We start from the raw sequence: 24,601 nt of genomic DNA on the forward strand, positions 1-24,601 counted from the left end.
CACACACAGGAGTGTTCATGCACCGCAGAAGGATTCTTCAGGGCGCCGCCGTGACGGCGGCCGCAGCGCTGCTCCCGGCCTCCGCGCGCGCCGCGGCTTCCGCGGCGGCGGGCGACACCGACTATCCGCTCGCCCACTGGTCACCCGCGTCGACGTCCAACTACACGGCCTCGACGCGCCCTTCGGCCTATCCGGTCCAGTACGTGATCATCCATGTCACCCAGGAGACGTTCCCGAGCACGATCGGGATCTTCCAGAATCCGGCGAAACAGGTCTCCGCTCACTATGTGGTGCGCTCGGCGGACGGCTATGTCGCCCAGTGCGTCCGGGAGAAGAACGTCGCCTGGCACGCGGGCAACTGGGACTACAACACGCGCAGTATCGGCATCGAGCACGAGGGCTGGGTGGACCAGCCCGCGTACTTCACCGACGCCATGTACGAGCAGTCGGCGCTGCTGACCGCCTCGGTCTGCGACCGCTACGGCATCACCAAGGACCGTGCGCACATCCTCGGCCATGCACAGGTCCCGGGCACCGACCACACCGATCCCGGCCCGAACTGGGACTGGGTGCGCTACATCCGGCTCGTCAATCTCTACTCGGCCGGCTGACCCGTCTTCGCGGCCGCGTCCGATTGCTCTGCGCACCGCTGTTGTCGCGGACGTCGACTGCGGCCACGATGGGGTGCGTACGACACCCCTGGACGGGAGGGTGAGTTGACGGACCCCTGGGTGGCCCTGGCAGCCGATGCGGACCCGGGCGCACGGCTCGGCCAGCTGCGCCACGCACACGAGGTGTTCACCACGGCCGGACGGCTGGAGCGCCCGGTGCGTCCGGTGGTCGGCGAGTCCTGGCGGCGCTCCGTACGGGCCCGGGTCAGCCCGGACGGTGCGGCCCTGGTCGAGCTGGGCGCGGACGAACTGGGGCCGTACCGGGACGGCCATCCGCTGGCGCCCGCGATGCCCCTGATCCGTGAGCTGATGAGCGCGTACGCGAGGGACGGCGAGCATCTTCTGGCGGTGTGCGACGCGCACGGCAGGCTGCTGTGGGTCGAAGGGCATGCGGTGACCCGGCGGGCCGCGGGCCGGATGAATTTCGTGGAGGGCGCCCGCTGGGCAGAATCCGCGGCCGGGACGAACGCGCCCGGGACGGCCATCGCAGTGGACCGGCCGGTGCAGGTCTTCGCCGCCGAGCACTTCCTGCGGCCGGTCCAGAAGTGGACCTGCGCGGCGGCTCCGCTCCACGACCCGCACACGGGGCGGCTGCTGGGCGCCGTGGACATCACCGGTGGGGACCGGCTCGCGCACCCGCACAGCCTGGCGTTCGTGCAGGCGGTGGCGCGGGCCGCCGAGTCGCATCTCGCGCTGCTCGCACCTTCGCCGGCCGGGGATGCCGTACAGCTCAGCGCGCTCGGCCGGGACGAGGCGCTGCTCGTCGCGGGAGGCCGCAAGATCCGGCTCGGCAGGCGGCACAGCGAGATCCTGGTGACGCTGGCCCGCCACCCCGAGGGCCTGGGCGGTGACGAACTCCTCGTCGAGCTGTACGAGGACGAGTCGGTGACCCCGGTGACGCTTCGGGCCGAACTCTCCCGGCTGCGGCGCCTGCTCGGCCCCGAGCTCCTCCTGTCCCGCCCCTACCGTCTCTCCGCGCCCGTCGACGCCGACTTCGACACGGTGGCGCGCAGGCTGTCGTCCGGCGCGGTGGCGGCGGCGCTCAGCTCCTACGCGGGTCCGCTGCTGCCGGGCTCGCAGGCACCGTCCGTCGCCCGGCTGCGCCACCGGCTCGCCGGGCAGTTGCGGGCGGCGCTCATCGCACGCGGCGACCCGGGGCTGCTGGCCGACTGGGCGTACAGCCCCTGGGGCGAGGACGACCTCCCGGTCTGGCAGGCGCTCGCTGCAGCCGTACCCGCACAACAGCGCCCTGCACTGCTGGCCAGGTCCCGGGCGCTCGATACCGAGCAGCGGTAGCCCGCGTCCCGCTGCAACGGTGTTGCAACGTCGCGCTGCCTACCCTGAGCCGAGGGCCGTCCAACGGCGGGCGGCACCGGATCCGGGAGGCCACAGAGATGACCCGTTACGCTGCACCGGGCACCGAGGGCGCCATCGTCTCGTACGAGTCCCGCTACGACCACTGGATCGGCGGCGCGTACGTCCCGCCCGCCCGTGGCCAGTACTTCGAGAACCCCAGCCCCGTCAATGGCCGCCCCTTCACCGAGATCGCCCGCGGCAGCGCCGAGGACATCGAGGCGGCCCTGGACGCGGCACACGCCGCGGCCCCCGCTTGGGGAGCCACCGCGGCGGGCGACCGCGCCTCGGTCCTCAACAGGATCGCCGACCGGATGGAGGCTCATCTGGAGGAGCTGGCGGTCGCCGAGAGCTGGGACAACGGCAAGCCCGTACGGGAGACCCTGGCCGCCGACATCCCCCTGGCCATCGACCACTTCCGCTACTTCGCCGGTGCGCTGCGCGCCCAGGAGGGCTCGCTCAGCGAGCTCGACGACGACACGGTCGCGTACCACTTCCATGAGCCGCTGGGTGTCGTCGCGCAGATCATCCCGTGGAACTTCCCCATCCTGATGGCGACCTGGAAGCTGGCCCCGGCGCTCGCGGCGGGCAACGCGGTGGTCCTCAAACCGGCCGAACAGACCCCGGCCTCCATCCACGTCTGGCTGAAACTGGTGGCCGATCTCCTGCCGCCCGGCGTCGTCAACATCGTCAACGGCTTCGGCGCGGAGGCCGGCAAGCCCCTCGCCTCCAGCCCGCGCGTCGCGAAGATCGCTTTCACCGGTGAGACCACGACGGGGCGGCTGATCATGCAGTACGCCTCCGAGAACATCAAGCCGGTGACGCTGGAGCTGGGCGGCAAGTCGCCGAACATCTTCTTCGACGACGTGTGGAGCGCGGACGACGACTTCCGCGACAAGGCCCTCGAAGGCTTCACCATGTTCGCCCTCAACCAGGGCGAGGTCTGCACCTGCCCGTCGCGCGCACTGATCCAGCGCGGCCACTACAGCGAATTCCTGGAGGCGGGCATCGCCCGCACCGAGAAGATCGCGCCGGGACACCCGCTGGACACGGACACGATGATCGGCGCCCAGGCCTCCAACGACCAGTTGCAGAAGATCCTTTCGTACCTGGACATCGGCCAGCAGGAGGGCGCGAAGGTCCTCACGGGTGGTCAGAGGGTCGAGTACGACGGGGAGTTGGCGGGCGGCTACTACGTCCAGCCGACCATCTTCGAGGGCGACAACCGGATGCGGGTCTTCCAGGAGGAGATCTTCGGCCCGGTGGTGGCGGTCACCTCCTTCTCGGACTTCGACGACGCGATCCGTACGGCGAACGACACTCTGTACGGCCTCGGGGCGGGCGTATGGACCCGCGACATGAACACCGCGTACCGGGCGGGCCGTGCCATCCAGGCGGGCAGGGTCTGGACGAACTGTTACCACGCGTACCCGGCCCATGCCGCGTTCGGCGGGTACAAGCAGTCCGGGATCGGCCGAGAGAACCACAAGATGATGCTGGAGCACTACCAGCAGACGAAGAATCTTCTGGTGTCGTACTCGCCGAAGAAGCTGGGCTTCTTCTAGGCGCACGAAAAAAGGCGCCTGACCTGGTCTTTCACCCGTCAGGCGCCTTTCCCTCAGCTTGCTCTCGGCCGAGCCCGGCTTGCGTGCTAACTCCCAGTTCCTCCCACACCTGTACCGCTCCTGACCAGTACTTCCGGACCAGTCACGGACCAAACCCACGCTTCAGCCCTCGGTTGCTTCGCCTTGGCTGACACGCCCCCACTCCTGCATCGACTGCTCGATGAGGCGGTTCGCCTGTTCTCGAACGCCGTCGAGGAACTTGGCGTAGTGACGGAAGAGAACCTCGATGCTTTGGCCGGCGCGGCGGGCGCATTCGGCCGGGTCCACTCCGGAGTAGAGCCAGAACGAGATCCCCGCGTGCCGGAGATCGTAAGGTCGCTTAGCCAGGCCAGAGGTGCGCTCCGGGCGAGTCAGGGCGTGTTGCCGGGACCGCGCCCACGTCTTGCCGTATGGGGCAGCGTCGACGTAGTTGCCAGCCTCGTTCCGGAAGAGTCGGCCATCAGGTGCCACGTCGAAGCGTTCCACGTGGGCACGCAGCATGCGTACGAACTGCGGTGGGATGGGCACAGGTACTACAGCCGGAGATCTTGAGGGTCGGTGATCGGCGGGATCGGTCGGTGGTGCGCCCAGGGCTGTAGCCGGATCGGAAGTGGGTCGCCGCGGCGTCGGTAGTGGCTGACCTGGGCTCGGGTCTGGTGTAGGCGGCGCCATAACTCGCAGGTCAGGATGGTTTCGACGGGGTGGTGCGGGTTGAGGCGGGTGGCGGCCAGGCAGTGCCGGATGGTGTGGACGGAGGGCCGCAGCAGCGGTCCAGGGATCAGCCAGCGGCCTCGCTCACGCCGGGGCTGTGGTCTTTTCCCAGGTCGGCCCCCTCTTCCGGCGCTGGATCGGGTTCGGGTATCTGGGCGCGTTGGACGGCCAGGAAGGCGCTGGCCGGCATGCAGGCAGTGAAGCTTCCCCTTGATGTTGGACACCTGGAGACTGGGACGTGAAGTTCCAGAGGAAGTAGTGCCAGGTGGGAAGCAAGAGCAACCGCAGCAAGCGGTACTCGGAGGAGTTCAAGCGGGACGCGGTCGCCCTCGTTCGCTCCTCCGGCAGGACGGTCACCGAGGTGGCCAGGGACCTCGGGGTCAGCGCCGAGGGGCTGCGGAACTGGGTCAGGCAGGATCAGGCCGACCGGGGTCAGGGGGCGCCGGGCGAGCTGACGACGGCCGAGCGGGAGGAGTTGCGCCGGCTGCGCAGGCTGGCCCGCGAGCAGGCCGAGACCATTGAGGTGCTGCGAAAAGCGGCGGTCTTCTTCGCGAAAGAGAGCGATCGGTGAGCGCGGTGTATGCGTTCATCGAGGCGGAGAAGACCACCCACAACGTCGCCCTCCTGTGCCGGCTGCTGAAAGTGGCCCGCTCCTCCTTCTATGCCTGGCGGGCCGGGCAGCAGGCCCGCACCGCCCGGAAGGCTGCCGACGACGCCCTCGCGCACGAGATCACGGTGTTGCACATCGCCTCGCGGCGCGCGTACGGAGTGCCGCGCATCCACGCTGAGCTGCGTCGGCTCGGTCACCGGGTCAACCGCAAGCGCATCGAGCGAGTCATGCGCGAACGCGGCATCACCGGAGTCACCCGCCGCAGGCGGCGGAGTCTGACCCGTCCGGCGAAGAAGGCCGTGCCCGCGACGGACCTGCTCGGCCGTGACTTCACCGCCCGTGAGCCCGGCACTCGGCTGGTCGGCGATATCACCTTCATCGCCACCGACGAGGGCTGGCTCTACCTCGCGACCTGGCTGGACCTGGCGACCCGCGAGGTGGTCGGCTACTCGATGGCCGACCATCACCGGGCGAGCCTGGTCGTCGACGCACTGACCATGGCCACCGGCCGCGGCCGTCTGCAGCCCGGCTGCATCGCGCACTCGGACCGCGGCAGCGAGTACACGTCCAAGGAACTCCGCCGTGAGATAGGCCGGTTGGGGCTTCGGTAGAGCATGGGCCGGACCGGCTCGTGCTTCGACAATGCCGCCGCCGAGTCGTTCTTCGCGGTACTGAAGGAAGAGATCGGCACCCGCCAGTGGCGCGACCGGGCCACCGCCCGCGCCGAGATCTTCGCGTTCATCGAGACCTTCTACAACCGCAGGCGGCTGCGGAAGCATCCAGTGTGGGGCTATCTGACCCCGTTGGAGATCCGGCAGCGGCACGAGCACGGACATGCCCTCGCGGCGTAAGTGCTGAGTGTCCAACATCACGGGGGAACTTCAGTCGGATCTCGGCCCCTGAGGGCCGCACACCCCTCCGCGCGGGATCAGCGGGATTCCTGGCCGAAGTCGGCCGCGGGCAGGACCAGGCGGAAGGTGCAGCCGCGGCCGGGGGCCGTGTCGAGTTCGAGCCGGCCGCCGTGGCCCTCGGCGATGGTCGCGGCGATGGCCAGGCCGAGGCCGCTGCCGCCGTGCATGCGGGAACGGGCGGGGTCGGCGCGGTAGAAGCGCTCGAAGACGAGCTCGGCGTCGGCGGGTGCGAGGCCCGGCCCTTCGTCCGCCACCTCGATCACGCTGATCGGCAGGCCCTCCGGCAGGGGCTGTGAAGCGGAGAAGCGCCCGGGTCGGTCCGTGCCGCCGGTTCCGGGACCCGCCTTGGTCGTACCGACACGGACGTGCACGCGGGTGCCCGGCGGGGTGTGGATGCGGGCGTTGGAGAGCAGGTTCTCGAGGATCTGGCGCAACCGGTGCGAGTCACCGACGGTCTCCGCGACGTCGAGTTCCTCGGCTCCGGTGGGATCGGCCGGGGTGTGCAGCGGGCCGAGGTCGACGGGGTGGTTCTCGCTGTGGACGGCGGCGGCGCTGACGGCGTCCGCCGCGAGGGACAGCAGGTCGACCCGCTCCCTGCGGTAGGAAGGTTCCTTGTCCAGGGTCGCGAGCAACTGGAGGTCGTCGACGAGCAGACTCATGCGTTCCGCGTTCTGTGCGATGAACCGGTTGGCCTCGTTTCGTTCGAGGGCCGAGCGCGGTTCCGGGCGGAGGGCGAGTTGGGCGTAGCCCTGGATGGCGGTGAGCGGAGTGCGCAGCTCGTGCCCGGCGTCGGCGACGAACCGGCGAAGGCGGGCCTCCGAGGCCTCTCGGGCCAGCAGCGCCTTCTGCAGGCGGTCGAGCATGGAGTTCAGGACCAGGCCGAGTCGTCCGATCTCGGTATGCGCATCGGTGTCGGGCAACCGCAGATCGAGTCGGCCTGCGGTGATCTCCTGAGCCGTCCGTTCCATTCTGGTCAGGGGCAGCAGCCCCAGAGGAACCACCCACCGGCCCAGGGCGATCAGGGCGACGATCGTGACGGCGAGCAGCACGGCGTTCAGCCACAGGAGCTTCGATGTGGCGCCGTCGACGGTGTCGAGCGGAAGGGTGACCACCGCGCTCATGCCGTCCGGACCGGGGTTCAGCAGCACCCGCCAGCGGCCGTCACCACTGACGGCGGGCACCGTTTCGAAGTGGCCGTCCCGCAGTCCGAGCTCCTCCGCCTGATCGGCCAACCGGGGCCCTGGCTTGGTCTCGGAGCCCAGGGAGTCGTTCAGACGGCGCCCGGAGGAGTCGTAGAAGTAGACGTGGAAGTCCGAGGGAAGTATGTCCGGGCGTTCCCCCGGGTCCGGGAGCCTGCCTTGGAGAGCGTCGTCATAGGCGGGAGCCGGTGTATGGAACTCGACAAGCTGCTCGTCGACGCGGTCCAGCAGCCAGGAGCGAAGCACCACATAGCCGATCGCCTGGGAGGTCAGGACTGCCGCGGTGGCGAGCAGGGTCGCGCCGAGGATGAGGCGCCGTCGCACCGACTTGGGCGGCCGGGGCAGGAACCGGGTCACTGGTCCGAGGTCCCTGCGTGGTCGCGGGGAAGCCTGAGGCAGTAGCCGACGCCGCGCACGGTGTGGATCAGTGGCGGCTCGAAGCAGTCGATCTTCCTGCGCAGGTACCTGACGTACGTCTCGATGATCCGGGCGTCGCCCGCGAAGTCGTAGCTCCAGACGTGGTCGAGGATCTGGACCTTGCTCACCACCTGGCACGCGTTCGACAGGAGGTAGGCCAGGAGCTTGAACTCTGTTGGCGACAGGGCGACGTACTGGCCTGCGCGGTGCACCTCGTGGGCGCTCTCGTCGAGTTCGAGGTCGGCGTACCGCAGAACACTCTGCAGCGCCTGCCGTTCGGCGGGCGGCGCGGTGCGACGCAGAATGGCCTCGATGCGCAGCAGCACCTCCTCGATGCTGAAGGGTTTGGCAACGTAGTCGTCCCCACCGGCGCTGAGGCCGGCGATGCGATCGTCGGTGCCGGTGCGGGCGGTCAGGAACAGGATCGGGCAGTCGTTGCCTGCCTCCCGCAGCCTGCGGGTCACCTCGAAGCCGTCCAGGTCGGGCAGCATCACGTCCAGCAGCACCAGATGCGGTTGAAGGCGTTCGACCTCCAGGAGGGCCGCCTGACCGGTGCCGGTGCTGCTCACCTCGTATCCGGTCAGGCGAAGCGTCGCCTCCAGCAGGGTGCGAATGCTGGGCTCGTCCTCGACCACGAGGAGCCGATGTCCCGGCCGCGCGGCTGTGGGCTGCTCGGTCATGCGTCTGCTGGTCCGTTCTGCCGTGTCCCGACCGTCGTCCGGGCTTCGGTCACTTGGCGGCGCATTCGTAGAGCACGTTGCCTCCTCCGAGTCCCATCGCGCCGCCGGCGTTGTTCTGTGACGACTTGCCGGAGGTGCCACCGTATGCCGACGTCGGAACCTTGGTGCAATGGTCGGCGATCCAGTCGGAGCGCTGCTTGGTGTATCCGCCGGCCAGGCCCGGCATGCCGCCGCCGTTCGTGTCGGAGCCCAGGATGTAGCGTAGTTCGCCGTCCTTGGTCCACTTCTCCAGCTGGGCCACCGACGGCGAGTCGTCGCTGTTGGTGAAGCCGCCCATGGCGATGACGGTCTCGTCGGTGCCCAGGATGTAGGCGCTGGCATTGAGGGCGCCGCCCTCGACGGCGAGCTTGATGCGTGCGTGGGGTGCGTGCTCGACGGCGTACTGGATGATCTTGCGCTGTTCGGCGGTGAGTTTCCCACTACCGAAGCCGCCGCCCCCACCAGGGGCCCTTCCTGAGCCGGCACCTGGGAACGAGGGTGCGCCGCGGCTGTTCGAGCCCGCTTCCCCGGGTGCACCGGGCATACCGTTCGCTCCTCCTGTGGGCATGCCGGAAGGCACTCCGCCGGACGGAGGTTCAGCGGTCTGTCCCGAAGAGGTGCCACCGCCGGGGAAGCCCGGCATGTTCGACGGCATCCCGGACGGCATGCCCGAGGGAAGGTCTCCACCGTTCGAGCCCTGCCGGGGCATGCCACCCCCTCCGCCGAATCCGAGCGTCTGCGGACCGGCCATCGGGTTGGAGCCCCCCGTGCTGATGGAGCCGGGTACGGCCACCGCCCACGCTCCCGGCGCCAGCAGAACCGATGCGACCGCGGCGCAACCGGCAACCGTCAACAGCCGGCCTCGGCGTCGTGACAGCACCAGCAGGACGACCGCGACGCAACCGACCAGCAGCACGGGCCACACCAGCCAGCCGTTCCAGTCGGGCGCACGGCGGACCAGCTTCACGGCCCAGGCCACGCTCACCACGACCGCGGCCACGCCGACCAGAGGCGCCCAGCGCAGGCCGGCGCGGTGGACACGGACGAGGGCGGCCATCAGTCCACCGCACAGGGCGGCGATCGCCGGTGCGAGCTGAGTGGTGTAGTAGGGATGGAAGATGCCCTTCTGGGTCGAGAACACCGCCCCGCAGACCACCAGCCAGATTCCCCACAGCAGCCAGCCGGGGGCCGGCAGCACGGCGGAGTCGGGCAGTGCGCCCCGTCGGCGCAGCACCACGCCGGCGACGGCGACGGCCAGGGCCAGCGCGCAGACCGGCAGCAGCCAGCTGATCTGACCGCCCACCTGTGCGCCGAACAGGCGGCCCACGCCGGCCTGACCGCCGAATCCGCCGCCGAATCCGCCGCCGAATCCGCCCGTCCCCTGGGGCGCTCCGTCGCTGGAGCCGAAGACCCTCCCCAGCCCGTTGTAGCCGATCACGAGGTCCCAGGCCGAGCCGTCCGTGCTGCCGCCGATGTAGGGGCGGTCACCCGGCCACAGGGTCACCATGGCGACCCACCACAGGGAGGACGCCGCCAGGATGGCTCCCGCGCCCAGCAGACGCCGCACTCGCGGTATCCAGGGGCCGCTTCCTCCCACGAGCCAGGCGACGGCGAACGCGGGAATGACCATCCAGGCGGCGAGCATCTTGGTGAGGAATCCGCACCCGATCAGGAAGCCGCTCGCGCACAGCCACCAGGTCGCGGTCCGATCCTCGGCCTGCAGCGCGCGGGTGAGCGCGTACGCCGCCGACACCAGTAGCAGGACCAGCAGTGTGTCCGGGTTGTTGTCCCGGTTGATGGCCACGGTGATGGGCGTCAGGGTGAGCACCAGAGCCGCGATCAGCGCCGCACCCTCCCCCGCCCAGCGGCGCACGGTGCGGTGCAGCACCAGCACCCCGGCCACACCTTCGAGTACCTGCGGCAGGATCAGCGCCCAGCCGTGCATCCCGAAGATCTTGCTGCTGATCACCTGCGGCCACAGCGCGGCTGGGGGCTTGTCGACCGTGATCACGCCCGCCGGGTCGAAGGAGCCGAAGAGGAAGTTCGTCCAGTTCTTCCCCATCGACTTCACTGCCGCCGAGTAGTAGCTGTTGGCCCACCCCAGGGAGCCCAGTGCCCAGCCGTACAGGACGGCCGCGAGCACGAGGACGGCGCCGAGCGCCACGGGTGCCGCCCAGGCGGGCAGCGAGCGGACGGACGTACTCGTGTGCCCCCCGTCGTTTGCCGATGCCGCCGGTGCGGGCCTGATGTGCGCGGAGTTGCTCATGTCGGGAATCGCTCTCATCAACGGGTACGGCTACGGGGGGCGGCGAAGACGGCCAGCCGCAGCACGGCGAAGCGCACGCAGGTGACCGCGGCGGAGGCCGTGGCGAGGACCGCGGTCTCCGCGGCCGGTGAGGCACCGGGATCGAGCCACTTGAACCACAGCACCGCCGCGGACGTGACCAGATAGCCGAGGACGAACAAACCCCCAGCGCCGAGGTGCGCACGTGCGGGCGCAGTGGTGGAGTGCCGGAAGGTGAGGCGGCGGTTCGCCTCGGTGTTGAGGACGGTGAGGCCGAACAGCGAGATCAGGTTGGCGACGGCCGGAGACCACCAGCCACGCATCAACCAGTACAGCAAGGCCTGTCCGGCCGTTGAGACGACACCGATCGCGAGGAAACAGCCGACCTCCCACGACAGCACACCGCGTCCGGTGGAAGGGGCAAGGACGGCGTCGGGGTGTTCGGCGGCCGGCTCGGGGCGCGGCCGCACCTCGGCCCGGGCGTCGCCGGACGCCTTGAGCCGCGCCATGCGCCACAGGCCCCGCAGGTCTTCCTTGGCGGTGCGCGCCACATCCACCCGGGTGTCGACGTCCTCGACCCAGTCGACCGGGACCTCATGAATACGCAGTCCGTTGTGCTCGGCGAGCAGGAGCATTTCGGTGTCGAAAAACCATGCGTCGTCCCGGGTCACCTTCAGCAGCGGCCGGAGTACCTCCGTACGGGCCGCCTTGAATCCGCACTGGGCGTCGGTGAAGCGGACTCCGTGGGTGAGCCGGATGATGCCGTTGTAGCAGCGGGAGATGAACTCGCGACGCGGCCCGCGCACCGTGCGTGCGCCGGGAGCCAGCCGGGAGCCGATCGCGATGTCCGAGTGGCCGCTGGCCAGGGGCGCGATCAGCGGGAGCAGTCCGTCGAGGCCGGTGGAGAGGTCCACGTCCATGTACGCCACGATGTCCGCGTCGCTGGCGCCCCAGACGGTGCGCAGCGCGAGTCCGCGGCCCTTGCGGTCCAGGTGGACGACGCCGACACCGGGCAGCTCGTCCGCGAGGCGGCGGGCGGTGGCGAGGGTTTCGTCGGTGCTGGCGTTGTCGGCGACGGTGATCCGCCAGGGGAAGGGGAAGTCCTGGCACAGGCGGGCGTGGAGCGTGCGCAGGCAGCCGGGCAGTGCTCGCTCCTCGTTGTAGACCGGAACGACGATGTCCACCGTCGCGGTACCGGCGTGCGGGAGAAGCGAACGTTCGACTGGTTGGAAGGGGGCGGGACGCTCCACGTGGGCGGCGAGTTCGGTGAGGTGGGGGGTGGGAGTCATGGCTTCCTCAGGCATGAGGGGACGGCAGACTGCGGCTGACAGGCCCTGGTCCAGGGCCGCGGGCCTCACTGTCGCCCTCTCGCCTGTGGGAGCCGGGGGAGAATACCGAAAACTGACGGAGAGTCAGCTCATTGGCCGATCCTGGGCGAACACCTCGGAACTGCTCATCGACGTCGCCATCGACGAGGCGGTTCGGTCTATCGTCAGGCCGCGTGGTCACGGTGTGTCCCGCGAAGCGGCGCAGGGCCGTTTCAGCCGTCACTTCACGGGCCCGGCGCCCACCTCGACAGCAGGAGACGTCCTCCAGCCGGTGGCGCTCACCCGTCTCGGCGCAGGCGAGAGTGCCAGGGGTCAGTGACGGATCGGCGCCGGCACGGTCCGACTCATGCGCGCCTCGATCGTGCAGGCGGATGCGGAGGGCGCTGAAGCGCACCTGAAACGTGTGTCCCCGGCGGGGTGCGTACGCGGGGCTGGACCGCCAGCACGCCTTCCGGGCAAGGCCGGCCATGCGCGCCTCGGACGAGCGGAGTGGCTCCGTCGACATCGGCCCCCGATCAAGATCCGGACCATTCCCGGGTCGACAAGCCGCTCCCCGCTTCGGTTGAGACTGTTTCCGCTGGTCAACCGCCTACTTACCCTGTACCACCAACAGACGAAGAATCTTCTGGTGTCGTATTCACCGAAGAAGCTGGGCTTCTTCTAGGCGCAGGAAAAGGGCGCCTGACCAGGGCAGGTGCCCGGCAGGCGCCCTTCTCGTTCGCGCCGGAACGGGCCCCGGCGGTAAGCCGGGACCCCTCCCGTGGGACCGCTCGGGCGGTCCCCGCGTGGGATATCAGCCGGTCACGGCGTCAGCGCACGCGCCGTGCGTCGAACTGGCCCACCCAGTACTTCGTACGGTCGAGATAGACCGTCTCCGCCTCGGTCCCGGTCTTCCCATACGCGCCGGAGAAGGTCTGGTAACCGAAACCGGCGGGCGGGTTGGCGGCGGCGGGCTCGATCGAACTGCCCTCATGCCACTCGTTGAAGGACGTGACGGAGACCCAGGTGGGCGATCCGCCGATGGCCGGGTCGAGCGCGTTGTTCCACTCCTTGTCGTAGGTGGCGCCGTTGTCCCGGCCGAGTGTGGGTGTGGTGTTGCCCGGTACCGCGCGGTCGTCGATATAGCCGGGTGCCACCGAGGGCGCCCAGATCAGACCGTTGGCCTTGGCGTAGTCGCCGGCCTGCTTCCAGCCGGGGGCGGTGGCGCCCGCGATGCCGTCGTAGGTGTAGAGCCCCGAGAAGTGCGCGATCTTGGAGGTGTCGGTGGTCTGGGCCAGGACCGTGTTGTTCTGGGTGACCTGGTCGAGGGCAGCCCAGTCCGTGATCCTCAGGCTCTCGAAGATGTAGAAGGCCGGGCGGTTGTTGTGTTCGGCGTCGCGGTAGTAGGCGGGATGGCTGCCGTAGGTGGAGTTGAGGTACTGGATGTCGGAGACGACGGAGGCCGCGGTGCGCCCCTCGTACGGCTCGATGTGCCAGGCCACCTTGACGTCCTGCTGCTGGGCGGCGTCCAGCACGCCCTTGGCGAGGGTGTCCTCGTAACCGCCCCTCCCCCACCAGCTGTAGACGATGACACCGGCGCCCGACTGCTTGACCCACCGCATGTGCTGGGCGACGGCTCCGGCGAAGTCACCGGAGTCGTAGGCCCCCAGCTTCGGGTAGAGGTCGGCGCCGACGTCCTGCGGCGGAGTGCGGCCGCCCTGCTGCCAGTGGCGGTAGCTGCCGTTCTTCACCGGGCTGCCGTACCAGGGGTAGTAGAAGAGATGCACATTGGACGACAGGGCGGCGGTCACCGCCTGCTTCTCCAGGGTGAAGGTGTCGATGTCGAAGAGGGAGCCGGCCCCGCCGGTGAAGGTGAGGAAGACCGGTCCGGTCGGGGTGCCGGTCAGCGCGGTGGAGACGGTCCGGAAGTTCTCCCAGCCGCCGGTGTTCGGTACGGCCAGTGAGCCGAGCACTGGTCCGGTGGCTGATCCGGAGCGTACCTGGACGGTGCCGCCCGAACCGCCCGAGGAGATCTTCGCGGTGAACGTCCTGGTCCCGGTGAGCGAGGCCTGTGAGTAGCCGGCCCAGTCACCGTTCTCGATATAGCCGAGGGTCCTGCCGCCGCTGGCGGAGGCATGGTCGGCGGGCTGCACCCCGGAGGACGAGGTGTACGACTCGCCCTCGAAGGTCGACGGTGTCGTGCCGGTGCCCCCGAGTTCCTTGATCCGGATGTTGCGGAAGGACACGTCGTCGCCGGTGCCGTGGTTCTGGATGCCGATGTAGCCCTGTGCCAGGGAGCGGGCGGGGTCGGTGTTGGTGAAGTCATTGATCCTCACACCGTTGAGGAAGACCTGGAGCCGCTCCCCCTCCACCCGGATCTCGTATCCGTTCCACTCCCCCGGCGGGTTGAGCTCGGCGTCCCGGGCGGCGATGTCGGCCGACTTGAAGCCGTAGACCGCACCCGTCGTTCTGTCAGCTGCGTCGGTGGCGTCGATCTGGATCTCGTACCCCTGGTTCACCGCCGAGTTGGGGTCGTCGGAGGCGGGGAAGCCCACGAAGACACCGGAGTTGTCGTCTCCCTGCATCTTCCAGTCGAGCTTGAGGGAGTACCCGTTGTACTCCTTCGCGCGGTACCAGAAGAGTCCCATGCCGCCCTGCGAGGTGAGGGTGGCGTCGGTGTTGGTGAAACTGCCGGGGCCGGCCTGCGACCAGCCGGTGGTCGAGCCGTTGTAGAGCGGGGTGTAGCCGCTCTCCGCCCGGCAGTCGGCCTTGGCGAAGCCCGCCGCGTACCGGATTCCGCCGAGGAGCAGGGAGCGGAAGGCGGGGTCGGCGTACGACTCGGCGGTGTGGCCGAGACCGGTGTAGAACGACCGGCCGCTGCCCTGGGCGTGGCACCAGGTGATGGGGTGGTCGCCGCTCATCTCCCCGCCGCTGTAGCTGCTTTCGTCGAGACTCTGCAGCACGCGCACGTTGGCCCGCGGATTGGTCCGGTAGTTGTACCACTCGTCGGTCCTGGACCAGGTCTGGCCGAGGCCGGCCGTGGCCGCGTGGGCCCGGTCCTCGGTCTTCAGCGTGGCCGGCTGGATCGCCGGGTGGCTCTTGAACCAGGCGCCGACGAGTTGCTCGTACTGCGGCCAGTCGTACTCGGTGTCGGCCGCCGCGTGGATGCCGAAGTAGCCGCCGCCTCCGTCGACATACGCCTGGAGGGCGGACTGCTGGGTGGCGTTGAGTACGTCGCCGGTGGTGGAGAGGAACACCACCGCCTTGAAGCCGGCCAGATTGGCCGGGGTGAAGGCGGCGCCATCCTCGGTGGCCGTGACGGTGAAGTTGTTGGCCGCGCCGATATCACGGATGGCCTGGGTACCGGCCGGAATGGAGTCGTGGCGGAAGCCCGCCGTCTTGGAGAAGACGAGCACCTTGTAGGCGGGGTCGGCGGCCTGCGCGCTGACGGCCGGTGTCAGGAACGCCCCGATCAGGGCGAGGGCGGCCACGAGGGCCGAGGCCAGAACCGACGGTATTCGGCGTCGGCCGGTGGACGGTCGGTGCGGGGTCTGATGAAACATCACGGTCTCTTTCCTGCCCTTCACTTGGTGAGGGTGAGGGTGTCGATGTCGAACAGGGAGCCCGCGCCGCCGGCGAAGGAGAGGAACAGCGCTCCAGAGGCGGTGGTGTCCGTCAGGGCGGTGGAGACGGTGGTGAAGGTCTCCCAGCCGCCGGTGGGCTGGACAGCGACGGAGCCGAGCAGTACGCCGGTCGCCGATCCAGATCGGATCTGGATGGTGCCGCCCGCGCCGGCCGAGGAGACCTTCGCGCTGAAGGTCTTGGTCCCGGCCGTGGGCACGGAGGCGTATCCCGCCCAGTCACCGTTCTCAATGAAGCCGAGCGTCTTGCCGCCGCTGGCCGGGGCGTGGTCGGCGATCTGGACGCCCTGGGAAGAGGTGTACGACTCCCCTTCCACCGTCTGGCCGGTGGCACCGCTGCCGGTGGTGAAGGTGAAGGCGTCCACGTCGAAGAGATTGCCCTGTCCCGTGGGGCCCTTGAAGACGAGGAACAACTCCGTCGTGCCGGCGGGCGTGTTGGCCAGGTTGGCGGAGACGTCGGTGAAGGTCTCCCAGCCGCCGGTCACCGGTACGGTCATGGTGCCGAGCAGGGTGCCGGTGGCTGATCCGGTGCGTACCTCGATCGTGCCGCCGACGCCGCCGGAGGCAACCCGGGCCGTGATCTTGTTCGTGTTGCCCACCGCGTAGGGCTTGAAGGAGATCCAGTCGCCGTTGTCGGTGAAACCGACCGTGTTGCCGCCCTCGGCGGGGCCGTGAGCGGCCACCTGGATGCCGGACTGGGCCGAGAAGTGTTCCGCCTGCCGGTGGCGGGGCTGGAGGACACGGACGCTGTGCGTGGTCAGTCCGGCGCCGTCGGTGTACTCGGCGTCGAAGACACCGTAGAGGTTGGCGGCGCTGTCGTGCTCACCGTCGTTCGGCACGGCGATCGTACCGGTGCAGCCGTTCTTCGAGGTGATCGCGTGACGGTGCTCGTCATGGCCCAGGAGATAGGTGACCTTGACCTTGGCGCAGTCGATGGCCCCGTCCTCGGGGTCGCTGATGGTGACCGAGAAGGGCACGGTGTCACCGAAGGAGAACAGCTCACCGTCCTTGGGGCCGGTGAGATTGACGGTCGGCGCCGTGTTGCCCGCCGTCACCACCAGGCTCGCTGTGCCGGTGAGCCCCTCCGGGTCCCTGACCGTCAGGGTCGGTCGGAAGGTCCCCGTGGTGGTATAGGTGTGCGACGGGTTGGCCGCGGTGGACGTGGAGCCGTCGCCGAAGTCCCAGGAGTGGGTGAGGGCTTTGCCCTCGGGGTCGGAGCTGCCCGCCGAGGAGAACTGGACGGTGAGCGGGACGGCTCCCGAGGTCTTGTCGGCGGCCGCGGCGGCGACCGGGTTGCGGTTGCTGCCGCCGATGTACTCGACCCGGTACAGGGCCTGGTTGTTGGAGCCGGTGCCGTAGTCGAGGACGTACAGCGCGCCGTCCGGGCCGAATGCCTGGTCCATGACCTGGGTGCCGGTCCAGGGGAATGCCTCGATGACGCCGGGGGTGCCGTCGGCCTTCACCTCGATGGCCTTGATCCACTTCCGGCCGTACTCACCGGCGAAGAAGCGGCCGTCGAGGGACTGCGGGAACTTCACATTCGAATTCAGGTTCGCGTCGTAGCGGTACACCGGTCCGCCCATGGGCGATTCCGAGCCGCCGCCGAACTCGGGCGGGGATCCGGCGTCGCCGCCGTACCTGATCCAGCTCGGCTTGGCCGGGGGCAGCGTGGCCTGACCGGTGTTGCGGAAGGAGTTGTTGGCCGGGCCGCCGGCGCAGTTGTACTTTGCCCCGGTGGGCCCGCTCGGGAAGGCGTACGCACCGTAGGTCTCGGTAGCGGTGTTCGTGCCGGTGCAATACGGCCAGCCGTAGTTGCCGGGGCCGGTGATGCGGTTGAACTCGACCTGGCCGGCGGGTCCGCGCCCGCCCCCGTCGGTGCCCCCGGCGTCGGGTCCGTAGTCACCGAGGTAGACGATGCCGGTGGCCTTGTCGACCGACATCCGGAAGGGGTTGCGGAAGCCCATCGCGTAGATCTCGGGGCGGGTCTGCGCCGTACCGGGGGCGAAGAGGTTCCCGGCCGGGACGGTATAGCCGCCGGCGGCCGTGGGCTTGATCCTGAGGACCTTGCCGCGCAGGTCGTTGGTGTTGCCGGAGGAGCGCTGAGCGTCGAACTGCGGGTTCCGGTCGGTCCGTTCGTCGATCGGCGAGTAGCCGCTCGACTCGAACGGGTTGGTGTCGTCACCGGTGGTCAGATAGAGGTTCCCGGCGGCGTCGAAGTCGATGTCCCCGCCGACATGGCAGCACTGGCCTCGGTCGTTGGGCACTTCGAGGACGATCTTCTCGCTGGCCATGTCGAGGGTGCCATCGGTCTTCAGGGTGAACCGAGAGAGATTGAGATGACCCTTCCACGGCTCGAAGGAGGCGGCGGAGCCGGTGACCGGGGCGTCGCCTGACGGGGTGTTCAGCTTGGGTGAGTAGTACAGGTAGAGATAGCGGTTGGAGGCGAAGCCGGGGTCTGCCGCTATGCCCTGGAGCCCTTCCTCGTCATGGGTGTAGACGTCGAGCTTCCCGGCCGTCTTGGTGTTGCCCGCAGCGTCCGTGAAACGGACCGTGCCGTCGCGGGCGGTATGCACGACCGCGCGGTCCGGTAACACCGCGAGCGACATCGCCTCGCCCAACTCGGCTGGACCGAGGGCGAGTTGTACCTGTTGGTAGTCGCCCGCCGGAATGGCCGCGGGGGCGGCGGGCGCCATGGCGGCGGAATCGGGGGCGGGGGCACCGGCCGCGGGGCCGGTGACGGCACCGCCCGCGACGATCAGCGCGAGAACGGAGAGCCATCTCGACCATGTCCGCCTCCGTTTCGGCGGCCCTGACAGTGCTGACGGTCCAGACATGGAGCTTCCTTCCTGACTTGGTGGGGGGCGTGAGTCAGGCATGAGAGCACGTGAAGGCACGCTGCCGTCTCACTCGTGGCGAAGCCTGCGAGCACGGGTGATGTCCCGTCACCCATGGCGCAGTGGCACCGTTCTGGCGGAGTATTTCGATGCAGCATCAACGGATTGCGGAATCTCGCGAGAGTTTTGCATGCTGGCAACGGCGCCACAATTTGTCAAGGCCGTGTCAAAATTCCGGCCGCGCCCCTCGATGCCCGTTCGGACACCGCCCGGGCGCCCCTGTCGGCACACGGCGCGAAGTGGCTGATCCACTCAACCTTTGGGAGGAAGCACCCGGTGTCCCCCCTCCCCGGCGTCCGGCCTCCGGTGTGCCGGAGAACCTGCCGCCCGCCGTCGAGACCGAGCTACCCGCTGCGGGTTCCCCGGCTACTGCCGGCCGGCAAGGGCGATCTGTGCTGGAAGTGCCCCATCGCCACCCTGGCCCTCATCGGCAAGGCCGTCGAGCTGGTCAACACCTGTGCCGACAAGGCGGCCTGCGAAACCGCCGCCCTCTCGTAGGCGCCCGGCGGCTCGTGGAAGCTGAATTACGAGGACGGCAGCCGCGTCGAGCACCTGACCGACGCCACCGGCAACGGAGACGACAACACCGAGTACTGGAAGGTCACGGACGCGTCCGGCATCCAGTACTTCGTCGGCAAGCACCGGATGCCCGGCTGGCGCGACAAGGGCACCACCGCCACTACCGACGGCGACCCGGTCACCAACTCCGTCTGGACCGCCCCGGTCTTCGGCGACGACTCGGGGGAGCCCCGCTACAAGTCCACCGGCGACGAAGAATCTTCTGGTGTCGTACTCACCGAAGAAGATGGGCGTCTTCCAAACGCACGAGAAAAGGCGCTTGACCTGGTCTTTCACCCGTCAGGCGCCCTCGAACCCGTCCGGGCGCGGGAGCGAGTGCCGGCAGATCGATCACCCAGGACATGGGCGAACAACCACAGCCGAGCAGAGGAACCTCCCGCGGACCAGGCAAGGTGTCAGCCTCGCGAAGGACGCCGGGCACCCGGCCACGAAGGTCGCCACCGCAGGGGTCACTCAACGCCCGACAATGACGAGTCCTTGCGCTCACGCCACAACGCTTCACCGAGACGAGTAAGCGCCGTACCCAGGTCCTTCCACTCGTCCTCCGCGAACACCTCGTGGTCGTAATCGGCGATCAGCTGGGTTGCCTGCTCAAGCGCCCTTCTCTCGGTTTCATCCCTCAAGACAGAATGGGAGCGGTAGTCGTGACATCGGCTGGCGCCGACACATTTTCGTCACACACCGTGTGCGCGGTTCCGGCTGCGGGACCGCCCGGGTTCAGCGGGCCTGGTCGGTCGGCCTGATCAGGATCTCGTTGACCGCGACGTGCTCGGGCTGGGTGATCGCGTAGACGACCGCGGCGGCGATGTCCTCGGGCTGGAGCGTGCGCATCGACTCGGCCATGCTCTTGGCGGCGGCGCGGATGGCCGGGTCCGTGATGTGGCTGGCGAGCTCGGTCGCGACGAATCCGGGCTCGATGACGACGACCCGCACACCGAGTTCGGTGACCTCCTGCCGGAGGGCCTCCGCGAAGGCGTTGATGCCGAACTTTGTGGCCGCGTATACGCCGCTGGTGGCCGAGGCCGTCCGACCCGAGGTCGAGGACACCTGCACCACCGCGCCCTTCGACGCGAGGAGATGAGGCAGCGCCGCGTGGACCATGTACATCGAGCCGAGCAGGTTGGTCTCGACCATCCGGGTCCACTCGGTGGTGTCTGCTCCGAGAATCGGGCTGCTGAGCATGACACCCGCATTGTTGACGAGGATGTCGAGGGTTCCGAAGTGCTCAACGGTTGCCGCGACCGCGTCGGTCACCGACTGGCGGTCGGTGACGTCCAGTTCCAGTTGCAGCATCTCGCCGGAGGCGGCTTCCGCCAGTCCCTTCAACCGGTCCGCCCGCCGGGCCCCGACGGCGACCCGTGCTCCCGCCCTCGGCAAGGCGAGCGCGGTGGCCTGGCCGATGCCCGATGAGGCTCCGGTGACGAGGACGACCTTTCCTTCAAGGGTGTTGCTCACGTCTTCCCTCCCGGGGAGTTCATGGTGCGAATCGCCGGCCGGCGGACCTACTGGTACAGGCCACGACGGACGGAGGTAAAGATGACCAATGGGTCACATTGAGCGTAGCGCCTAAACTGACCGCACGGTCATGAAGTGATACGGTGCACAGCACCGAGGAGGCAGCGATGACGGCAACGACAGGCACCACCAGCCCGAGGGCGGACATGGTGCGCAATCGGCGTCTCCTGCTGGACGCAGCGACAGAGGCGTTCGCCGAGCAGGGCCTCGACGCGTCGATGGGGGACATCGCCCAGCGTGCGGGCCTCGCCAAAGGCACCGTGTTCCGGCATTTCCCCACAAAGGAAGATCTGCTTTCCGCGATCATGCTCCGGCTGCTGGACCGGCTTGTCGGATCAGCGGGACAACTCCTCGAAGCCGACGACGCGGCCGCGGCGCTCGAGGACTTCATGGCCGACGGCGTCGAGACTCTCGCCGCTGACCGCGCCTTCTGTGAAGTGATCGGACGCCCGTCCCTGCAGCAGTCCGAGGTGCGGGACGCGATCGCCGACCTCTGCGTGGCGGTCGAGGCACTCACCGCCCGGGCACGCGAGCAGGGCGCTATCCGCGGCGACGTGACGGGGACGGACATCGTGCTGCTGCTTGGTGGCATCCATCAGACGGCGGCGCCACTTCTCGAAGCGCAGCCCCAGGCCTGGCGTCGTTACCTCGCACTGGCCCTGGACGCACTGCGCACGGCCCAACCGAGCCGACTCCCGGAAGAACCGCCGGGTCGCCCCCAGGTTTCGGTTCCCTGAACAGCCCCCTGCGAGCGCCGAGCAGTTCCGGCCATGCCCGCGGGGCATCGTGAGTGTCAGCCCGGCCGTCTCAAGGCAGTTGTCGATGGCATCGCTGCAGTAAATGCGCGACCTCGACAGGCTCGGCCGCAGCCACCACGGCGCGGGGCCGGTGGTGGCCGTTGTAGACCCACCGGGCGTCGGCCGCTCTCGTCAGTCTCAGCCGCCAACTCGGCTACGTACGGGTCGACTTCCGCCTCCAGTGCGGCGGCGAGCATCCGGCGGGCGCCTTCGCGGACGATCTCGTCGATCAGGGAGCCGGAGGGGGTGGAGCCGTCGTCCGTGACTAGCTGAGAACGGGCGTGCCTTCCCGGGCCGATCCACAAGTCCTGAGCATTGCTCGCCTCCTCCGCGATGCCCAGACCAGCACCGAGCATGCTGACCGCACGCAGGCCGCCTGATTGACATAGGAGCCATTGGACGCGACCCCTGCGGAACAGCGCCCTGATGGCGGCTCATGCCAGTGGAGGTGTCTACGGCGGAGTCTTGTCATCCCGCAGAGAACCCTTCACCCCACGGGGCCGCCCCCCGTGAACACCCGTCCGGCCAGCCCGAGGACGACCGGATACAGTGCGCGAGACGACAGCCTGGTCAGAGAGGGGAAGCGTGACCGACACCAGCGACACCCGACCCGCCGACAGTGAAGCGCAAGCGCCGCGGCGGAGCCGACTGCACCGCCTGATGCGCTGCATCCCGCTGATCGCCCCCGTCCTGCTGTGGGCCGTGCCCTGCTGGGTGCTCCTGCACAGCGGCCAGCACTGGCCGCTGCCTGTCACGCTCGCCGGCACCGCCCTGTTCGCACTCGGCCTCGTCGGTATGCCGCTCGCGATGGTGCGCGGGCGCGGCCGGCGCCAGCAGGACCGGGCGGCGATCGTCGGTGACACCCTGCTGGGCACCAGTTGGGTTCTGTTCACCTGGTCCATTCTGCTCGGCGTCCCATTGCGGCTCGTCCTCACCGTGGTCGGCGTCGACGAGAGTCAGGACCGGGCTCGAATTGTCACTTGGGCCGTCCTCGGCATAACCGCCGTACTACTCGCCTGGGGGTACGCCGAAGCCCGCCGCGTGCCACGCGTGCGCCGACTCGACGTGCAACTCCCGCGGATGGGTGCCGGGTTGGACGGCACCCGCGTCGTCCTCATCACCGACACCCACTACGGTCCCCTCGATCGCACCCGCTGGTCGGCACAGGTATGCGAGACGGTGAACACCCTGGAAGCCGACCTGGTCTGCCACACCGGTGACATCGCGGACGGCACGGCCGAACGCCGCCGCGCCCAGGCCGCCCCACTCGGAACCGTGCGGGCCACCCGGGCCCGTGTATACGTCACCGGCAACCACGAGTACTACAGCGAGGCCCAGGGCTGGGTCGACCTGATGGACGAGCTGGGCTGGGAGCCGCTGCGCAACCGCCATCTGCTGCTCGAACGCGGAGGCGACACCCTCGTGGTCGCCGGCGTGGATGACGTCACCGCCGAGTCCTCCGGCCTGGCGGGCCACCGCGCCCACCTCGCCGGAGCCTTGAACGGCGCCGACCCCGACCTGCCCGTCCTGCTCCTGGCACACCAGCCCAAGTTCATCGACCGGGCGGCAGCCGGCGGCATCGACCTCCAGCTCTCCGGCCACACCCACGGTGGCCAGATCTGGCCCTTCCACCACCTGGTCCGGATCGACCAGCCCGCCCTCGCCGGCCTCAGCCAACACGGCCCCCGCACCCTCCTCTACACCAGCCGCGGCACCGGCTTCTGGGGCCCGCCGTTCCGCGTCTTCGCCCCCAACGAGATCACGCTGCTCGTGCTCCGCTCCCCACACCTGCCCACCTCGATGTAGCACTCGACGGGCCGACACCTCCGCTTGGAGCAGTCCACGAGCCGAGGGATGCGGCATCAGCAGATGACCAGGCCCATCTCGCTGAGGACAAGATCCGGACCATTCCCGGGCCGACGGCTCCAACAAGCCATACGTGGCCACGTTTTACGCAGGTCAGCGACGCGTGATGCCTGTACCACCAGCAGACGAAGAACCTGCTGGTGTCGTATTCGCCGAAGAAGCCGGGCTTCTTCCAGACGCAGAAAAGGGTGCCTGACCAGGCAAGATGCCAGTCAGGCGCCCTTCACAGCACACGGCCGAGCGGTGAGTCGAGATGCGCTCTCACTCCCGATGTCTCCCACTGGTATCCCAGCTCCGACCAGCAGTTCCGCGGCATTTCCGGGCCGAGGGCCCGCTAAGTCGCCCTCCGCGCCGCCCATCGGCGCCTCCCAACGCTGCATGGACTCCTCGATCAACCGGTTCGGGGTCGACTCCTGAGGCCAACCAGGGCCTACGACACAGGCGGCGTTCAAGACCCGCTGCGGTGAGCCGTGATCACGGCGCCTTCTTCAGCGTGAAGTCGCCGATGGTCGTCTCCCCCTTCTCGATCTTCACCTTCGCGGTTGCGGGCTGGTAGCCGTCCTTGGTGACGGTCACGGTGAGCGGGGCGTCCCGGGCGTCCAGCCACAGGGCAAAGGTGCCGTCCTCGGCGGTCGTCAAGGTGTGGCTCGACGTCTTGGCGTCGAGTCGGACGGTTGCCCCGGCGAGCGGTGCGGTGCCTCCCGCGTCGTCGGCGCCGAGGACCGTACCGGCGTACTTGCCCCAGTGCTTCGGCGGGTTGACGTGCATCGTCACCGGGATGGCAGGGACGCGGTACGGGGTGTCGGTGCGTACGCTCAGCTTCGCGGTATACGCGCCGGGCTGGGTGATCTCGGCGACCGTGGCGTCCAGGGAGACCTCAACGGTTCTGCTGGCCCCCGGGGCGAGGGTCGCGCGGAGGGGTGCGGCTGCTGCAGCAGGTGCTGCTCTGCCCGGTCACCGACGCCGACTTCGACACGCCCTCGTACCTGGAGTTCGCCAAGGGCCACTTCCTCGGCCGCGAGACCATGCGCTGGTTCTGGGACCAGTACGTCCCCGACGTCCGCCGGCGCAGCGAGGCCACCGCAGCACCGCTGCAGGCCTCCCTGGAACAGCTCGCCGGACTCCCCCCGGCACTGGTGCTCACCAGCGAGGCCGACGTGGTACGCGACGAGGGCGAGGCATACGCGGCCAAGCTCCGCGCAGCCGGCGTCGCGGTGGTCTCCATGCGCTACCACGGGACGATCCACGGCTTCATGGTGCTCGATCCGCTGCGCGACACGGACGCCGCCCGCGCCGCCCTCGTCCAGGCCCTCGACACCGTGCACGTCGCCCTGCACCGGCACCGCGGCTGACTCCCCCGCGCCAGGACGGGTACTGCACCCCTGCGGTCATCACCGGTCGACGCTCGTCTCCGCGCATCCCCCCCGCAGCCCTCCGACCAGCGACTCTCTGTCGACATATACCATGTGCGGTCGCGGCCGGCGCTCAGAGACAGGGGTCTTCCGGGGCCGCCTGAGGGGGCA

General features: G+C 69.1%; 19 protein-coding genes and 2 pseudogenes. 10 read left to right on the forward strand and 11 right to left on the reverse strand.

What is annotated here, in order from left to right; all coding sequences use genetic code 11:
• The first annotated feature begins 17 nt into the window (after positions 1 to 17).
• The 3 genes from OG507_RS02175 (at position 18) to exaC (ending at position 3,589) form a co-directional block, all read left to right on the forward strand.
• Positions 18 to 611, forward strand: coding sequence for an N-acetylmuramoyl-L-alanine amidase (locus OG507_RS02175; protein ID WP_327365390.1), 594 nt, complete (start codon positions 18 to 20; stop codon positions 609 to 611).
• A 105-nt stretch (positions 612 to 716) separates the two neighbouring features.
• Positions 717 to 1,967, forward strand: coding sequence for a GAF domain-containing protein (locus tag OG507_RS02180; protein WP_327365391.1), 1,251 nt, complete (start codon positions 717 to 719; stop codon positions 1,965 to 1,967).
• Between the two features lie 98 nt (positions 1,968 to 2,065).
• The gene (exaC, locus tag OG507_RS02185; RefSeq protein WP_327365392.1) at positions 2,066 to 3,589 is read left to right on the forward strand and encodes an acetaldehyde dehydrogenase ExaC; all 1,524 of its coding nucleotides are present in this window, start codon (positions 2,066 to 2,068) and stop codon (positions 3,587 to 3,589) included.
• A gap of 162 nt (positions 3,590 to 3,751) precedes the next feature.
• Here the strand turns inward: exaC and OG507_RS02190 are convergent, their stop codons facing one another.
• Entirely contained in the window at positions 3,752 to 4,114 is a 363-nt protein-coding gene (locus OG507_RS02190; protein ID WP_327365393.1) for a hypothetical protein, read from the reverse strand.
• Positions 4,115 to 4,604: 490 nt separating this feature from the next.
• On the opposite strand from OG507_RS02190, the gene OG507_RS02195 reads away from it, so the two are divergent.
• Genes OG507_RS02195 through OG507_RS02205 form a run of 3 tightly spaced genes read left to right on the forward strand, consistent with a single transcriptional unit; the run spans position 4,605 to position 5,800 of the window.
• Complete coding sequence (locus OG507_RS02195; RefSeq protein WP_327365050.1) at positions 4,605 to 4,910, forward strand: transposase; 306 nt, start codon at positions 4,605 to 4,607, stop codon at positions 4,908 to 4,910.
• On the forward strand, positions 4,907 to 5,560 hold the full coding sequence (locus tag OG507_RS02200) for an IS3 family transposase (RefSeq protein WP_327365395.1): 654 nt from the start codon (positions 4,907 to 4,909) through the stop codon (positions 5,558 to 5,560). Before OG507_RS02195 ends, OG507_RS02200 begins: the two co-directional genes overlap by 4 nt.
• 3 nt (positions 5,561 to 5,563) lie before the next feature.
• Positions 5,564 to 5,800, forward strand: coding sequence for an IS3 family transposase (locus OG507_RS02205; RefSeq protein ID WP_327365397.1), 237 nt, complete (start codon positions 5,564 to 5,566; stop codon positions 5,798 to 5,800).
• A gap of 77 nt (positions 5,801 to 5,877) precedes the next feature.
• Here the strand turns inward: OG507_RS02205 and OG507_RS02210 are convergent, their stop codons facing one another.
• From OG507_RS02210 to OG507_RS02235, 6 genes are all read right to left on the reverse strand, one after another.
• Positions 5,878 to 7,416, reverse strand: a complete 1,539-nt coding sequence (locus tag OG507_RS02210) for a sensor histidine kinase (protein ID WP_327365398.1) — start codon at positions 7,414 to 7,416, stop codon at positions 5,878 to 5,880.
• Complete coding sequence (locus OG507_RS02215) at positions 7,413 to 8,156, reverse strand: response regulator transcription factor (RefSeq protein WP_327365399.1); 744 nt, start codon at positions 8,154 to 8,156, stop codon at positions 7,413 to 7,415. The genes OG507_RS02210 and OG507_RS02215 overlap by 4 nt, the downstream gene beginning before the upstream one ends.
• Before the next feature lie 49 nt (positions 8,157 to 8,205).
• Positions 8,206 to 10,461, reverse strand: a complete 2,256-nt coding sequence (locus OG507_RS02220; RefSeq protein WP_327365400.1) for an ArnT family glycosyltransferase — start codon at positions 10,459 to 10,461, stop codon at positions 8,206 to 8,208.
• Between the two features lie 17 nt (positions 10,462 to 10,478).
• On the reverse strand, positions 10,479 to 11,768 hold the full coding sequence (locus OG507_RS02225) for a bifunctional glycosyltransferase family 2/GtrA family protein (RefSeq protein ID WP_327365401.1): 1,290 nt from the start codon (positions 11,766 to 11,768) through the stop codon (positions 10,479 to 10,481).
• A gap of 848 nt (positions 11,769 to 12,616) precedes the next feature.
• Complete coding sequence (locus OG507_RS02230) at positions 12,617 to 15,349, reverse strand: ThuA domain-containing protein (RefSeq protein ID WP_327371839.1); 2,733 nt, start codon at positions 15,347 to 15,349, stop codon at positions 12,617 to 12,619.
• 20 nt (positions 15,350 to 15,369) lie between these two features.
• Positions 15,370 to 18,261: a carbohydrate-binding protein gene (locus OG507_RS02235; RefSeq protein WP_327365402.1), complete on the reverse strand. Its 2,892-nt coding sequence runs from the start codon at positions 18,259 to 18,261 to the stop codon at positions 15,370 to 15,372.
• 336 nt (positions 18,262 to 18,597) lie between these two features.
• Here OG507_RS02235 and OG507_RS02240 point away from each other — a divergent pair, with 336 nt between their 5' ends.
• Positions 18,598 to 18,819 carry a hypothetical protein gene (locus tag OG507_RS02240; RefSeq protein WP_327365403.1) on the forward strand — a complete coding sequence of 74 codons (222 nt, stop codon included), beginning with the start codon at positions 18,598 to 18,600 and terminating at the stop codon, positions 18,817 to 18,819.
• A gap of 530 nt (positions 18,820 to 19,349) precedes the next feature.
• On the opposite strand, the gene OG507_RS02245 is transcribed toward OG507_RS02240, so the two are convergent.
• Together OG507_RS02245 and OG507_RS02250 are read right to left on the reverse strand one after the other, a co-directional pair.
• Complete coding sequence (locus OG507_RS02245) at positions 19,350 to 19,523, reverse strand: hypothetical protein (RefSeq protein ID WP_327365404.1); 174 nt, start codon at positions 19,521 to 19,523, stop codon at positions 19,350 to 19,352.
• A 94-nt stretch (positions 19,524 to 19,617) separates the two neighbouring features.
• A complete protein-coding gene (locus OG507_RS02250; protein WP_327365405.1) occupies positions 19,618 to 20,355 on the reverse strand; it encodes an SDR family NAD(P)-dependent oxidoreductase in 738 nt (245 codons plus the stop codon).
• A 167-nt stretch (positions 20,356 to 20,522) separates the two neighbouring features.
• Here OG507_RS02250 and OG507_RS02255 point away from each other — a divergent pair, with 167 nt between their 5' ends.
• Entirely contained in the window at positions 20,523 to 21,152 is a 630-nt protein-coding gene (locus OG507_RS02255) for a TetR/AcrR family transcriptional regulator (protein WP_327365406.1), read from the forward strand.
• 109 nt (positions 21,153 to 21,261) lie between these two features.
• Here OG507_RS02255 and OG507_RS02260 read toward each other — a convergent pair.
• Positions 21,262 to 21,511: pseudogene (locus OG507_RS02260) on the reverse strand (IS256 family transposase); the annotation flags it as partial.
• A gap of 286 nt (positions 21,512 to 21,797) precedes the next feature.
• On the opposite strand from OG507_RS02260, the gene OG507_RS02265 reads away from it, so the two are divergent.
• A complete protein-coding gene (locus OG507_RS02265; protein WP_327365407.1) occupies positions 21,798 to 23,018 on the forward strand; it encodes a metallophosphoesterase in 1,221 nt (406 codons plus the stop codon).
• Between the two features lie 534 nt (positions 23,019 to 23,552).
• On the opposite strand, the gene OG507_RS02270 is transcribed toward OG507_RS02265, so the two are convergent.
• Complete coding sequence (locus tag OG507_RS02270; RefSeq protein ID WP_327365408.1) at positions 23,553 to 23,846, reverse strand: carboxypeptidase-like regulatory domain-containing protein; 294 nt, start codon at positions 23,844 to 23,846, stop codon at positions 23,553 to 23,555.
• 143 nt (positions 23,847 to 23,989) lie between these two features.
• Here OG507_RS02270 and OG507_RS02275 point away from each other — a divergent pair.
• Positions 23,990 to 24,430, forward strand: a pseudogene (locus OG507_RS02275) (alpha/beta hydrolase fold domain-containing protein); the annotation flags it as partial.
• Positions 24,431 to 24,601: the final 171 nt, after the last annotated feature.

The organism is Streptomyces sp. NBC_01217 (assembly GCF_035994185.1).
GTDB lineage: Bacteria > Actinomycetota > Actinomycetes > Streptomycetales > Streptomycetaceae > Streptomyces.